12 protein-coding genes are annotated in these 13,342 nt (G+C 62.1%); 3 read left to right on the top strand and 9 right to left on the bottom strand.

What is annotated here, in order from left to right:
- Positions 1 to 40: 40 nt before the first annotated feature.
- Positions 41 to 523: a redoxin domain-containing protein gene (locus V0R37_RS13885; protein WP_420375088.1), complete on the top strand. Its 483-nt coding sequence runs from the start codon at positions 41 to 43 to the stop codon at positions 521 to 523.
- Here the strand turns inward: V0R37_RS13885 and V0R37_RS13890 are convergent.
- The 6 genes from V0R37_RS13890 to V0R37_RS13915 form a co-directional block, all read right to left on the bottom strand.
- Positions 520 to 1,281 (bottom strand): slipin family protein, encoded by a 762-nt coding sequence (locus V0R37_RS13890; protein WP_420375089.1) that lies wholly within the window; start codon positions 1,279 to 1,281, stop codon positions 520 to 522. The two genes, V0R37_RS13885 and V0R37_RS13890, sit on opposite strands and share 4 nt — an antisense overlap.
- Positions 1,271 to 2,635, bottom strand: a complete 1,365-nt coding sequence (locus V0R37_RS13895; RefSeq protein ID WP_420375090.1) for an NfeD family protein — start codon at positions 2,633 to 2,635, stop codon at positions 1,271 to 1,273. The genes V0R37_RS13890 and V0R37_RS13895 overlap by 11 nt, the downstream gene beginning before the upstream one ends.
- Positions 2,636 to 2,744: 109 nt before the next feature.
- Entirely contained in the window at positions 2,745 to 3,107 is a 363-nt protein-coding gene (locus tag V0R37_RS13900) for a DUF488 domain-containing protein (RefSeq protein ID WP_420375091.1), read from the bottom strand.
- 18 nt (positions 3,108 to 3,125) lie between these two features.
- Positions 3,126 to 4,520 carry a class II fumarate hydratase gene (fumC, locus tag V0R37_RS13905; RefSeq protein WP_420375092.1) on the bottom strand — a complete coding sequence of 465 codons (1,395 nt, stop codon included), beginning with the start codon at positions 4,518 to 4,520 and terminating at the stop codon, positions 3,126 to 3,128.
- 130 nt (positions 4,521 to 4,650) lie between these two features.
- Positions 4,651 to 5,676 carry a type I glyceraldehyde-3-phosphate dehydrogenase gene (locus tag V0R37_RS13910; protein WP_420375093.1) on the bottom strand — a complete coding sequence of 342 codons (1,026 nt, stop codon included), beginning with the start codon at positions 5,674 to 5,676 and terminating at the stop codon, positions 4,651 to 4,653.
- 127 nt (positions 5,677 to 5,803) lie between these two features.
- Positions 5,804 to 7,312: a CoA-acylating methylmalonate-semialdehyde dehydrogenase gene (locus tag V0R37_RS13915; RefSeq protein ID WP_420375326.1), complete on the bottom strand. Its 1,509-nt coding sequence runs from the start codon at positions 7,310 to 7,312 to the stop codon at positions 5,804 to 5,806.
- Positions 7,313 to 7,467: 155 nt separating this feature from the next.
- On the opposite strand from V0R37_RS13915, the gene V0R37_RS13920 reads away from it, so the two are divergent.
- Complete coding sequence (locus tag V0R37_RS13920) at positions 7,468 to 8,397, top strand: LysR family transcriptional regulator (protein ID WP_420375094.1); 930 nt, start codon at positions 7,468 to 7,470, stop codon at positions 8,395 to 8,397.
- Positions 8,398 to 8,417: 20 nt separating this feature from the next.
- Here the strand turns inward: V0R37_RS13920 and V0R37_RS13925 are convergent, their stop codons facing one another.
- The 3 genes from V0R37_RS13925 to V0R37_RS13935 are packed head-to-tail and all read right to left on the bottom strand — an operon-like array spanning position 8,418 to position 11,380.
- Positions 8,418 to 9,191 (bottom strand): SDR family oxidoreductase, encoded by a 774-nt coding sequence (locus tag V0R37_RS13925; RefSeq protein ID WP_420375095.1) that lies wholly within the window; start codon positions 9,189 to 9,191, stop codon positions 8,418 to 8,420.
- Between the two features lie 23 nt (positions 9,192 to 9,214).
- Positions 9,215 to 10,366, bottom strand: a complete 1,152-nt coding sequence (locus V0R37_RS13930; RefSeq protein WP_420375096.1) for a glycerate kinase — start codon at positions 10,364 to 10,366, stop codon at positions 9,215 to 9,217.
- Positions 10,367 to 10,408: 42 nt separating this feature from the next.
- On the bottom strand, positions 10,409 to 11,380 hold the full coding sequence (locus tag V0R37_RS13935) for a D-2-hydroxyacid dehydrogenase (protein ID WP_420375097.1): 972 nt from the start codon (positions 11,378 to 11,380) through the stop codon (positions 10,409 to 10,411).
- Between the two features lie 115 nt (positions 11,381 to 11,495).
- Here V0R37_RS13935 and V0R37_RS13940 point away from each other — a divergent pair, with 115 nt between their 5' ends.
- Complete coding sequence (locus tag V0R37_RS13940; protein WP_420375098.1) at positions 11,496 to 13,340, top strand: alpha/beta hydrolase family protein; 1,845 nt, start codon at positions 11,496 to 11,498, stop codon at positions 13,338 to 13,340.
- Positions 13,341 to 13,342 lie beyond the last annotated feature (2 nt).

Genomic DNA, 13,342 nt, shown 5'->3' on the forward strand with positions numbered 1-13,342 from the left:
CCCTGAAAGCAAGCCCCATGCCCAAGAAGGAAGAGCCCCCATGACCGCCATCGCCTATGAACAAGCGCCGCCCTTGACAGTCAGCCAATGGCTGAACGCGCGCCAGGACTTGTCCCTGGAATCGTTGCGCGGCTCCATCGTCGTACTGCATGCCTTTCAGATGCTGTGTCCCGGTTGTGTTTCCCACGGGATTCCGCAAGCCAAGGCCATTCATGCCGCATTTCCGCCCGACAAGGTCAGGGTGATAGGCCTGCACACCGTATTCGAGCATCATGCCGCGATGGGGCCGGTTTCGCTGGAGGCCTTCGTGCATGAGTATCGCCTGGGTTTCCCTATAGCCATCGACACGCCGGCCGACAATGGGCCCATCCCCGTGACCATGCAAGCCTACCGGCTGCAAGGCACGCCCAGCCTGATATTGATCGATCGGGCCGGCCACATACGCCTGCATCATTTCGGGCAGCTGGACGATTTGCGGGCGGGAGCGGCCATCGGGCAATTGCTGGCGGAACAATCGGGCTAGCCGGACTTCTTGCCCACCAAGGACGACAGCAGATCGACCGGTATCGGAAAAACCAGGGTCGAGCTTTTATCCCCCGCCACCTGGGTCAAGGTCTGCAGATACCGCAGCTGCATGGCCGAGGGCTGTGTGGCCAGGATTTCCGCGGCCTCCATCAGCGCCTGGGCCGCCTGCTTCTCGCCTTCGGCATGTATGACCTTGGCGCGCCGCTCGCGCTCGGCTTCGGCTTGCCGGGCGATGGCGCGGATCATGTTCTCGTTCAAGTCTATGTGCTTGATCTCGACATTGGTGACCTTGATACCCCAGGAATCCGTTTGCGCATCCAGTATCTGCTGTACGTCCAGGTTGAGCTTTTCGCGTTCGGACAGCATTTCATCCAGTTCGTGCTTGCCCAGCACGGCGCGCAGCGTGGTCTGCGCCAGTTGGCTGGTGGCCTCCAGGTAGCGCTCGACCTGGATGATGGCCTTGTCAGGGGCCACCACGCGGAAATACAGGACCGCATTGACCTTTACTGATACGTTGTCCCGGGAAATCACGTCCTGGCTGGGCACGTCCATGGTGACCACCCGCAGGTCCACACGGACCATCTGCTGGACCACCGGAATAACGAACACCAGGCCCGGTCCTTTCACGCTGGTAAAGCGGCCCAGGGTGAAGACGACGCCGCGCTGGTATTCCCGCAGGATTTTCAGGGCATTGAACAGCACCAGCAGCAGAACGATGACGATGGCCGCCAGGCCGATATTGAAGCTATAAAACATGACGTTCCCCCTTTGAGCGCATGGCGGTTCCACCGCCGGCGCGAACACGGATGACTTGCAGGATGAGGCCGTCCAGCGCCACCACCTGTATGGCATCGCCCGGCGATAATGGTTCCTTGCACTGGACGCGCCAGTTTTCCCCCCGGATTTCGGCGTATACGACGCCGTCCTCCCCCACCGAGCTTACAACGCCGGGCAGGCCGGGCATTTCCTCGCGCCCGCTGACCACCGCCCGCTTATGGGCGCGGGCCGCCAGCGCGCCTATCGCCATGATCAGCGCCGCGCTGACAATGGCGATACCGATCAGGAAGGGCACGGAAAGATCGAAGCCCGGTATGCCCGTGTCGGTCAGGAACAGGCCGCCCAGGATGAAGGCGATGATTCCTCCCACTCCCAAAGCGCCGAAGCTGGGCAGGAAAGCCTCGGCTATCATCATGGCGGTGCCCGCGGCAATCAGGCCCACCCCGGCCCAGTTGACGGGCAGCATCTGAAATGCATACAGTCCCAGCAACAGGCAGATAAGGCCCGCTACGCCGGGCAGCGCCGCGCCTGGGCTGGTCAGCTCGAAGAACAGGCCGTAGATGCCCACCATCATCAGTATCAGGGCCACTTGCGGATTGGCCACAAGCGACAGGATACGGGTGCGCCAGTCCGGCGCCAGCCGCTCGATGCGGGCGCCGGCGGTGGACAAAGTGATTGTTGCGCCGCTGTCCAGTTTGACCTGGCGGCCGTCGATGCGGGCAAGCAGGTCTTCCACGCTGGCCGCGACCACATCGATAACGCCGGCTTTCAATGCCTCCGGAGCGGACAGGCTGCGCGCCTCCAGCACAGCCCGCTCCGCGAAATCAGCATTTCGCCCACGCAACTGGGCCAGGCTGCGTATATATGCCGCGGCGTCGTTGGCCGCCTTATGCGCCAGGGTTCCGCCATCGGTTTTTTTGTTCTCGCCGCCGGCTTCGGGGGCTTGCTCGGGACCGGGCCCGCCTATGGACACCGGCGTGGCCGCGCCCAGATTGCTGGCCGGCGTCATGGCCGCGATATGGCTGGCATACAGTATGAAGGTGCCGGCGCTGGCGGCGCGCGCTCCGCCGGGGCTGACGAAGCTGGCCACAGGGATGGGCGCAGCCAATATCTGCCGGACGATCGAGCGCATGGAGGTGTCCAGGCCGCCGGGCGTATCCAGTTCTATCACCGCCAGCACGGCGCCCTCGTCGGCCGCCTGCTTCAGGCCCCGGGTAATGAAATCGGATGTGGCCGGGCTGATGATGCCGTCCACCTGCAGGACTTTGACGACGGGCTCGGCCGCGGCTGCCGGGTTTCCAGCCAGGCCGAAAATTGCCAGCAGACCCGCCATCGCGCTGCATGCGAACCATCTTGATCGTCCCCTGCACATATCGGTTTCCCCATTAGCATTGACAGGCCGCTGCGGCGTTCCCATGCCAGGCGTATGCCGTAGCGCGGGTTCAGTATAGTCTGTCGATCTCCGCCGCCAGTATCAATGCATGATTGTGCTGCGCATCCTTGGCGGCGTACACCAGCGTGATCGGCCGGCCGTCGGCCGCCTTGATAAGATCGCGCATACGTGCGATCTGCTCAGGAGCGCGCAGCTCGGTCTGGTAACTGTCGCGAAACTGATCCCAATGCTCCACCTTGTGGCAAAACCACTTGCGCAGCGAAGGGCTGGGCGCCAGGTCCTTGTTCCAGGCATCGTATTTCAGATCCTGCTTGGATACCCCACGCGGCCACAGTCGATCCACAAAGACCCGATAGCCGTCCTTTTCGGCGGCCGGCTCGTAGGCGCGCTTTATGTGAACATGCTTTGCCATGACCTTCCATGCCTCCTGTCAGGTGTGCGTCATGTCGATGGGCTTGATCCATGCGTCGTACTGTTCGGCGCTGACGTAGCCCAGCGTCAGGGCCGCCGCGCGCAAGGTGGTTTTTTCCTTCTGCGCCTTCTTGGCGATGGCGGCCGCCTTGTCGTAGCCGATATGGCGATTCAAGGCCGTAACCAGCATCAGATTCTTTTCCAGGTTTTCGGCAATGCGTTCGCGATTGGGCTCGATGCCGGCGGCGCAATGATCGTTGAACGCCAGGCAGGCATCGCTTAGCAGCTCTATGCTTTCCAGGACATTGTGCACCATCACAGGCTTGTAGACGTTCAGCTGGAAATTACCCTGGCTTCCGGCGAAGGCCGTGGCGGCGTCATTGCCGAATACCTGAACGCATACCATTGTCATGGCTTCGCATTGCGTGGGATTGACCTTGCCCGGCATGATGGAGGAGCCAGGCTCGTTATCGGGAATGATCAGCTCGCCGATGCCGCAGCGCGGGCCGCTGGCCAGCCAGCGGACATCGTTGGCCATTTTCATCAGGGCGCCGGCCAGGGTGCGCAAGGACGCCGACAAATTGACCAGGGCATCGTGGGCCGACAAGGCGAAGAACTTGTTCTGGGCGGAGCGGAACGGCAGGCCGGTTATTTCTGCGATATGCCCGGCCGCGGTTTCGCGGAAGCGGGGATGCGCATTCAGGCCCGTGCCGACCGCCGTGCCGCCGATGGCCAGATCGTAGATGCCGGGAAGATCCGATTGCACGCCGTCCAGCGCGAAATCGATCTGCGCCACCCAGCCGCCTATTTCCTGTCCCAGCGTAATGGGCGTGGCGTCCTGCAGATGCGTGCGCCCCGTCTTGACGACGTCGCTGTAGGCTTCCGCTTTTTCCGCCAAGGTGTTGCGCAGGGCGCCGACCGAAGGAAACAGCTTGCGCGCCAGTTCCTGAGCCACGGCGATATGCATGGCCGTCGGAAAGGTATCGTTGGACGATTGTCCGCGATTGACATGGTCATTGGGATGCACAGGCGTTTTGCCGCCGCGCGCGCCGCCCGCCAGTTCGATGGCGCGATTGGAAATGACTTCATTCGCGTTCATGTTGGATTGCGTGCCCGAGCCGGTCTGGAAAACCACCAAGGGAAACTCGTCGTCCAGCTTGCCCTGTATGACTTCATCGGCGGCGCGCGTGATCAGGCCGGCAATATCCTGGGGAAGCTCGCCCAATTCGGCATTGGCCTGCGCGGCCGCCTTCTTCAAGATGCCCAAGGCTGAAATAATGGGAGCCTGCCACTTGAATCGAGCCACGCCTATCGGGAAATTCTGTATCGAACGCTGGGTCTGCGCTCCCCAGTAACGGGACGCCGGAACCTCGATTTCCCCCATGGAATCGGTTTCGATGCGAGTCGCTGCCATAGTTGCTCCTGTAGTGTGAATAGCGTGTGCCCGCATCCGTGCAGGCACGATCCAGACTTCAACTATACGCCTGTGGCGGGCTCGCATGCAGGTATAACGGCGCGGCCGTCATGGGGATATGGACCGGTGGTCAGAAGCGATCCGACCAGGCCTTGGCCACGTCGAGCATGCGATTGGCGAAGCCCCACTCGTTGTCGAACCACACGAACAGATTGGCGAAGCCATCGCCATTTGTGCGGGTCTGGCTGCCATCGATGATGGCCGAATGCGGATTGTGATTGAAATCGACCGATGCATGCGGATGGTTCGAATAGGCCAGAAGGCCGGCATAGCGGTTGGTCGACTCCATCAGCAAGGCATTCAACTCCGACGCGGCCACATCGGCTTGCAGCTTCACCATCAGGTCGATGGCTGAAACATTCAGTATGGGGACCCGTATGGCCTTGGCCTGCACCTTGCCGGCCAGTTGCGGCAGCAGGCGCTCCACGCCCTGGGCCAGCCCGGTTGCCACCGGGATGATGGACTGCATGGCCGAACGGGTGCGGCGCAAATCGGAATGATGATAGCCGTCTATCATGGGCTGGTCGTTCATGACCGAATGCAGCGTGGTCAGGAAGGCGTGATCCACGCCAAAGGCGGCATCCAGTTCGGACAGCACGGGAATGATGGCGTTGGTGGTGCACGAGGCGTTGGATACCAGCGTTTCCCGACCAGTCAGGCCGGCATGGTTGATGCCGTAGACCACCGTATAGTCGACGTCTTGGGCGCTGTTGGCCGGCTGCGAAACCAGCACCCTGGGGCAGCCCGCATCCAGGAATTGCTGCAACTGCTCGCGCGAGCCGTAGCGGCCGGAGCACTCCAGCAGCAAATCGATCTCCAGGCTTTTCCAGTCCACTTCTTCGGGCCTGCGGGCATGGCTGATATGTATGGCCTGGCCATTGACGATCAGGGCATCGCCGGCCTGTTCCACCTTGCCCGGGAAAACGCCGTGGGTGGAATCGAATTGCGACAAATAGGCCATGGTCGCCAGATCGGCGGGCTCGTTGATCGCTACAATCTGGAAGGTGTCGCGCAAGGGCGACTCGTACAAGGCCCGCAATACACAGCGGCCTATGCGGCCATAACCGTTGATTGCCAGACGTAAAGGACGGCTCATGCAAAGCTCTCGATGATGACAATGGGGAATGCCGTCACTTTACTACTTATGCGGGGCGGAAGAAGGCGGGGGCCGCAAGCCCCCTCCCCGCGGGCGCCGGCCTTGCGGGCCAGGCCTGTTTCCTTGCCTACATGGTGGGCATGATGAACTCATTGCCCTTGGTGATGTTTTCGGGCCAGCGCTGCATGATGGATTTCTGCTTGGTGTAGAAGCGCACGCCCTCTTCGCCATAGGCATGGGTGTCGCCGAACAGGCTGCGTTTCCATCCCCCAAAACCGTGCCACGACATGGGAACGGGGATGGGCACATTGACCCCCACCATGCCCACTTGTATGCGCCGCGCAAACTCGCGGGCGGCGTGGCCGTCGCTGGTGAAGCAGGACACGCCGTTGCCGAACTCATGGCGATTGACCAGATCGATGGCCGCACCCAGGTCGTCCACGTGAATGCAGGCCAGGACCGGGCCGAAGATTTCCTCTTTGTATATTTTCATGTCGGGCGTGACCTTGTCGAACAGCGTTCCACCCACATAGAATCCGTTCTCGTGGCCGGCCACCTTGTAGCCCCGGCCATCGACCAGCAGTTCGGCGCCCTGCTCCACCCCCAGCGCGATATAGCTTTCTATACGCAGCAAGGCTTCCTTGCTTACCACCGGCCCCATCTCGGCATCCAGGCTCATGCCGTCCTTGATGTTCAAGGTCCTGGCGCGCTCGGCCAGAGCGGGCATGATCTTCTTGCCGACATCCCCAACCATCACGGCGACGGATATCGCCATGCAGCGTTCGCCCGCCGAGCCGTAGGCCGCGCCGACCAGCGCATCGACCGTGCGTTCGATATCGGCGTCGGGCAGAATGACCATGTGGTTCTTGGCGCCGCCCAGCGCCTGCACCCGCTTGCCGAAATGCGCCCCGCGTTCGTAGATGTACTGCGCGATTGGGGTCGATCCGACAAAGCTCAGCGCCGCCACGTCGGAATGCTCCAGCAAGGCGTCGACAACGACCTTATCGCCCTGGATCACGTTGAACACGCCATCGGGCAGGCCGGCCTCCTGAAATAGTTTGGCGATGAACAGCGAAACGCTGGGATCGCGTTCGCTGGGTTTCAGGATAAAGGTATTGCCGGCGGCGATCGCCACGGGGAACATCCAGCAAGGCACCATGCAGGGGAAGTTGAACGGTGTAATCCCGGCCACCACGCCCAAGGGCTGGCGCAGGGTCCAGTTGTCGATGCCGTTGGCGACCTGCTCGGTGTAGTCGCCCTTGAGCAATTGCGGTATGCCGCAGGCGAATTCGATCACGTCGATGCCGCGCGCGACCTCGCCTTGCGCATCCGTGAATACCTTGCCGTGTTCGGCGGTGATCATCGCCGCCATGGCGTCGGTATTGTCATTCATCAAGCGCAGAAATCGATTCATGATGCGCGCGCGGCGCACCGGCGGCGTATCGGCCCAGGCCTGCGAAGCCGCTTTTGCCGCCGCAACCGCCGCATTTACATCGTCCAGGGTGGAAAGCGCCACCTGCCGGGCCACTTGACCGGTGGACGGATTGAATACATCCTGCTTGCGATCGCCGCTGCTGGGGGTCAGCCGGCCGCCAATGAAATTGACCACATCGTTTTTATCGGTGTAGGCGGGAATGGCGGCGGTTGTACTGTTCTGATCTTTCACTATGGTCTCCTGGCGAATGGGGGAATGAAAAAAGTATAGGCAGCGCGGAGACTGCATACAAGGCCTTATTGCTGGATACATTGTTTAATTTATTAGACAATACGGAATAGCCGCCAAGGAACGCCATGAAAGAACACCAGAAAGAATTGATGTGGTCGCATATATATTGGCTGGGCGTGCTGGGTGCCGCGGGCAGCTATACCGCGGCGGCCAAGCGCCTGGGAGTCAGCAAGGGCGCCGTCAGCCTGCGCATCACCGAACTGGAACAGGTATCGGGCGTCGCGCTGGTGCGGCGCACGACGCGCAGCGTGCGCCTGACCGAAGCGGGCCAGGCGCTGGTCGACGGCACCCGGCAGGCATTCCTTGCCATCGAGCAGGGATTCGACAGTATTCGCGATCTGGCGGAAGAACCGCGTGGCGTGGTTCGCGTGACGGCTCCGGTGGCGCTGGGCAGACAGAAGATCATTCCGCTCATCAGTCCTTTCCTGCAGGCCTGCCCCGATGTGCGGATTGAAATGGAACTGTCCGATCACTTGAGTTCGCTGGCGCGGGAAGGCTTCGATCTGGCCATACGCCATAGCAGCAATGTGCCTGAAACGCATGTGGCATGGCTGCTGCGCCCTTCCATCACCATGCTGGTGGCGGCGCCGTCCTATCTGGCCCGGCATGGCATCCCCAAAACCCCGGATGACTTGACCGGTCACAATTGCCTGTATTACCTGCGCTCGGCGGCGGCGCCCGCCTGGAGCTTCGCGCCCGTCCGGCGTCCGGACGAGCGCCGCAGCGTGGCGCTGCGGGGCAATTTCTGCGCCAACAACAGCGAAGCCCTGCGCGAGCTGGTTCTGGCCGGCCAGGGCATCGCCCTGCTGCCCGATTTCAGCGCGCGGGACGAAGTCGATACCGGAGCGCTGGTGCGGCTATTGCCGGCCTGGAAGCCCGTGGGCGTGTTCGGCGATGCCATCTATGCCATACGGCCCTATAGCGCCTACGTGCCGCGCGCCGTCCGCGCATTTGTGGACCACCTGAAAGCGCAATTAAGCGTCAGAGCCGGTTAACGCGAAAAGGCTGGAACACGCTAAAACGTGATCGAGAAACCGCCATCCACCACCAGAATATGGCCGTTCACGTACGAGGCGCTGGGAGAGGCCAGGAAGACGGCCGCTCCGGCGATCTCGGATGGATGAGCCCAGCGCGCCATGGGATTGCGTCCCAGGACGATGGGGCCCTTGATGGGATCGTTCGCCAGGCTGGCGTTGGTTTCGGTCGCGAAGGTCCCGGGAGCGATCCCGTTGCTCGTGATGCCCTGGTTGCCGTATTCGACGGCCAAGGCCCGCACCATGCCGGCCAGGCCCTGCTTGGCAACCGGATAAATGGCGTCGCCCGGCCGGGCGAGTTCGCCGGCGATCGATGTCAATGTAATGAAGCGGCCTTGCAAGCGATGCTCCACCATGGCGGCGGCCGCAAGCTTGGACAGATGAAGAGCCGCGATCAAGTCCACGTTGATCAATTCCAGCATGTCGGCCAGCGTGGCGTCTTCAAGGGACTTGCGTATGCGGATCCCCACGTTATGGACAACGATATCGGGCACACCCGTTCGTTCGCACAGCTCCTGAAAGGCCGGGGCCTGACCGGCAAGGTCGCCGATGTCGCAGACAAAGGGATGGGCATCATGACCGTTGTCCGCCATGCCGGCCACGGCGGCGCCGACGCGGCCGGCATGGCGGCCGTTGATGATGACGCGCGCGCCGCTGGCCCCATAGGCCCGCGCGATGGCCAGCCCCAATCCTTGGGTCGAACCCGTGATCAGGGCCAGTTTGCCTTTGAGCGAAAAATCGGGAGCGTCAGACATAAGGTTCAGATAAGGTTGCCCGCTTAGATGGATGCATGCGCCCGGGATTGTCCGGACAGCCAGACCCTCATGCAATCGCCGGCGCGCTGGCGCAGATAGCCTTCAGCCTGGGCGCAGGCCTGCTCCAGCGTCACCGGACCGGGCGCAAGGCTGAACGCGGCCGTGATGCCGGCGGCGTACAAGGCTTCGTAGCCTTCCCCCAGCGACCCGGCAATGGCAATGACCGGTATGCCCTGCCGTTGCGCATAACGGGCGACGCCCGCGGGCGTCTTGCCCAGCAGGGTTTGCGCGTCCATGCGGCCTTCGCCGGTAAATACCAGGTCCGCTCCGCGCATGGCCTCGGCCAGCCCCAGGAGCTCGGCCACCAATTCCACTCCAGGCCTGAAACGGGCCTTGAAACAGGTCTTGACCGCGAAGCCCAGGCCGCCAGCCGCACCCATTCCGGGAGTATCCCGCTCGTCTTTATGGAACTGCCGGGCGCACACGTCGGCAAAATGCGCAATGGCGGCATCCAGGACCGCGACGTCGGCGGAGGATGCGCCTTTCTGGGGGCCGAATATGGCCGACGCCCCGCGCTCGCCGCATAAGGGATTATCGACATCGACAGCGATCTCGAACTCGGTTTCCGCCAAGCGCGGATCGACGTCGTCCAGCGACAGGCGCTCAAGCATCTGCAAGGCCGCCCCGCCCGCCGGCAATTCCTTGCCCTGCTTATCGAGCAGGCGCACGCCCAGCGCCTGCAGCAGGCCGGCGCCGGCGTCGTTGGTGGCGCTGCCGCCCAGGCCCAGCACGATATGCCGGGCGCCTGCGTCCAGCGCGTCCTTGATAAGCTGCCCCACGCCATAGCTGCTGGCCTGCAAAGGCCGGCGCTCTTGTGCGGGTATCTGCTCCAGCCCTCCCGCGGCGGCCATTTCGATAAAGGCCTTGCCGTCGCCCAGCCAGCCCCAGCTGGCATCGCAGGGCTCGCTGTTGGCGTTCTGCACCATGACTGTACGGCGTTCTCCCGAGCTTGCGGCCAGCACGGCATCGAGCGAACCTTCGCCGCCGTCGGCCATGGGGACGCAGACCGTGTCGGCTTGCGGCAAGACGTCGCGCACACCCGATTCGATGGCTTGGGCGACCGCCGCCGCGCTCAAGCTTTCTTTGAAGGAGTCGGGAGCTATGACAACGCGCATGATGTAAACCTTGATGGGAAATTGGACATTTGTGGGTGGATTCTAGCCGGCCACCACATTGCGGGGGGCTCCCCGATGAAAGGCCTCGATGTTATCGACGAGCTGATCGGCCAGGCCCTGCATGGCCTCATCGCTGGCCCATGCAACGTGCGGAGTCAGGATGAAATTGGGCAGATCCAGCAATTGCACCAGTGGATGGTTGTTCTCGGGCGGTTCAGGCGTCGTGACGTCGAAGCCGGCGCCGCCCAACTGACCGGAGCGCATGGCATCGGCCAGCGCCGCCTCGTTGACCAGACCGCCACGCGCGGTATTGATCAGCAGCGGCTTACGCTTCATCTGCGCAAATTCGGGCGCGCCGATCAGATCGCGCGTTTGATCGTTCAGCGGGCAATGCAAGGTAATGATGTCGCTTTCCTGAAGCAGTTGCTCGAATGGCGTATACAGACTGCCCTGCTTGCCCGCCCCTTTGCGTCCCGCAAACAGCACACGCATGCCCAGCGCCCGGCCGATGGCCGCCACCGATTGGCCCAGCGCGCCTTCGCCGATGATGCCCAGCGTGGATCCGGCCAGATCCTTGATGGGGTAGTCGAAATAGCAGAACTGCTGGGCGTCGTACCACCGCCCCGCCTTGACCGATTCACGATAGGCGACGATGCTGCGGCGCAGCGCGAAGATCAGCGCGAAGGTATGCTCGGGCACCGTATGGACCGCATACCCGCGTATGTTGGATACCGTTATGCCTTTTTTTGCGCAGGCGGCCAGGTCGACGTTGTCGGTGCCGGTGGCGGCCACGGCCACGAATTTCAGGCGGCTGGCCTGTTCGATGGCCTCCTGGCGCACGGGGACCTTGTTGGTGATGACGATATCGGCATGGGCGATGCGCTCGGCCACCTGTTCACGCCGGGTACGGCCGAAAACCTGAAGTTCGTGCTCGAACGACAAGGGGCGCAACAGGGTTTGCGGGGAAATGGTGTCCCGGTCCAGGAACACCACCTGCAAAGATCGATCTGCCATGAAAAATCCTTGTGTGGCGGTAAGCGCTATGCATGCGCGGTAATCCGATATAGTAATGGGATTCTCTCATTTCTCAAGCAGGCCAGCATGCTGCGCCTCAAGGATGTCTTCGCCCATGCCGCCAAGAAAGTATGCCGTCCAGGATTTCTTCCGCAACCCCGATCGTGGATTTTTCCGCTTGTCCGATGATGGCGCCACGCTGGGCTTCATGGAACCTGCCAGCATACAAGGCGGGCCCGCCCGCATGAATATATTCGTCCAGGCGCTGCGGGGCAGCACGCCGGTTGGGGCGGCACGGCGCCTGACGAGCGAAACCGAAAGGGACATCGCCCAGTTTTTCTGGAAAGGGTCCGACACCGTCATTTACGAAAAAGACTTCAACGGCGACGAGAACTTCCATGTGCTGGCGGTCGACGCCCGTAGCGGCATCTTGACTGATCTGACACCTTTTCCAGGGGTGCGTGCCAGCATCGAGGACGATCTGCAAGACGATCCGGATCACATCCTGATCAGCCATAACGGCCGCAATCCCGAAGTATTCGATGTCTACCGGGCCAATATCCGGAGCGGCGAACTTGTTTTGGCGGCCGAGAACCCCGGCAACATCGTCGGATGGCAAACCGACCACCGGGGGCGCTTGCGGGCCGCCATGACCAGCGACGGACTGCACACCACCCTGCTGTATCGCGACTCCGACGCTGACCCGTTCCGGCCCATCGTCACCACAGATTTCCGCAGCGTGGTCAGCCCGGAATTCTTCAGCTTCGACAACCAGCGCCTGTATGCCTTGAGCAATCGGGGGCGCGACTGCCTGGCTTTGGTATTGATCGATCCAAACGACCCCGACCAAGAGCAGGTAATTTTCCAGGCCGACAAGAACGACCTGGACGGCGCGGGGTACTCGCGCCTACGGCAAGTGCTGACCGTAGCCGTTTACCAGACCGACAAACCGCAATATCATTTCTTCGACGAGGAAAGCGCGCAGCGCCACGCCCGGATTTCGAAGAAGCTGCCGGGCTACGAAATTTCGTTTCAGAGCGGCACACGCGACGAAACGAAATTCATCGTTGCCGCCTACAACGACCGCACGCCGGGCAGCCGCTACATCTACGATGCGGGCAGCGATACGCTGGACAAGCTGGCCGATATCAATCCCACGCTGGCCGAAAGCGACATGGCGCCGGTACGGCCCATACAGTACGCCTCGCGCGACGGCCTGACCATACACGGCTATCTGACCCTGCCGAAGGGCCGCCCCGCGCGCGGCCTGCCATGCATAGTGAATCCGCACGGCGGACCCTGGATGCGGGACGGATGGGGCTTCAACCCTGAGGCCCAGTTTCTGGCCAATCGCGGCTATTGCGTGCTGCAGATGAACTACCGGGGTTCGACGGGCTACGGCCGGAAGTTCTGGGAAGCCAGTTTCGGCCAATGGGGGCTGAGCATGCAGGACGACATAAGCGATGGCGTGGAATGGCTGATTTCGCAAGGCGTCGCCGATCCGGACCGCGTAGCGATCTACGGCGGCAGTTATGGCGGCTATGCAACGCTGGCGGGCATTGCCTACACCCCCGATCTGTACGCCGCCGCCGTGGACTATGTGGGCGTGTCCAATCTGCTGACCTTCATGAATACGATTCCGCCCTATTGGAAGCCGATGCTGACGAAGATGCACAGCATGGTGGGCGATCCTGAAGCCGACCGCGATCGGCTTGTGGCCACTTCACCAGCCCTGAATGCTGACAGAATCAGAACGCCGCTGTTCATTGCGCAAGGCGCGCATGATCCGCGCGTCAACAAGGACGAAAGCGACCAGATGGTCGCCGCGCTGCGGGCGCGCGGGATCGAAGTGGAATACATGGTGAAGGATAATGAAGGGCATGGTTTTCACAACGACGAGAATAAATTCGAGTTCTATGAACGCATGGAAGCGTTTCTTGCTGCGCACTTGAATCCTTAACC

It is taken from the genome of Pollutimonas rozaliensis (assembly GCF_048751585.1).
Classification (GTDB): Bacteria; Pseudomonadota; Gammaproteobacteria; order Burkholderiales; family Burkholderiaceae_B.

Bases quoted from the DNA above. Each gene is read 5' to 3' on its own strand.
- V0R37_RS13885 (WP_420375088.1), top strand. From the start codon at position 41: ATGACCGCCATCGCCTATGAACAAGCGCCGCCCTTGACAGTCAGCCAA.
- V0R37_RS13890 (WP_420375089.1), bottom strand. From the start codon at position 1,281: ATGTTTTATAGCTTCAATATCGGCCTGGCGGCCATCGTCATCGTTCTG.
- V0R37_RS13895 (WP_420375090.1), bottom strand. From the start codon at position 2,635: ATGGCGGGTCTGCTGGCAATTTTCGGCCTGGCTGGAAACCCGGCAGCC.
- V0R37_RS13900 (WP_420375091.1), bottom strand. From the start codon at position 3,107: ATGGCAAAGCATGTTCACATAAAGCGCGCCTACGAGCCGGCCGCCGAA.
- fumC (WP_420375092.1), bottom strand. From the start codon at position 4,520: ATGGCAGCGACTCGCATCGAAACCGATTCCATGGGGGAAATCGAGGTT.
- V0R37_RS13910 (WP_420375093.1), bottom strand. From the start codon at position 5,676: ATGAGCCGTCCTTTACGTCTGGCAATCAACGGTTATGGCCGCATAGGC.
- V0R37_RS13920 (WP_420375094.1), top strand. From the start codon at position 7,468: ATGAAAGAACACCAGAAAGAATTGATGTGGTCGCATATATATTGGCTG.
- V0R37_RS13925 (WP_420375095.1), bottom strand. From the start codon at position 9,191: ATGTCTGACGCTCCCGATTTTTCGCTCAAAGGCAAACTGGCCCTGATC.
- V0R37_RS13930 (WP_420375096.1), bottom strand. From the start codon at position 10,366: ATGCGCGTTGTCATAGCTCCCGACTCCTTCAAAGAAAGCTTGAGCGCG.
- V0R37_RS13935 (WP_420375097.1), bottom strand. From the start codon at position 11,380: ATGGCAGATCGATCTTTGCAGGTGGTGTTCCTGGACCGGGACACCATT.
- V0R37_RS13940 (WP_420375098.1), top strand. From the start codon at position 11,496: ATGCCGCCAAGAAAGTATGCCGTCCAGGATTTCTTCCGCAACCCCGAT.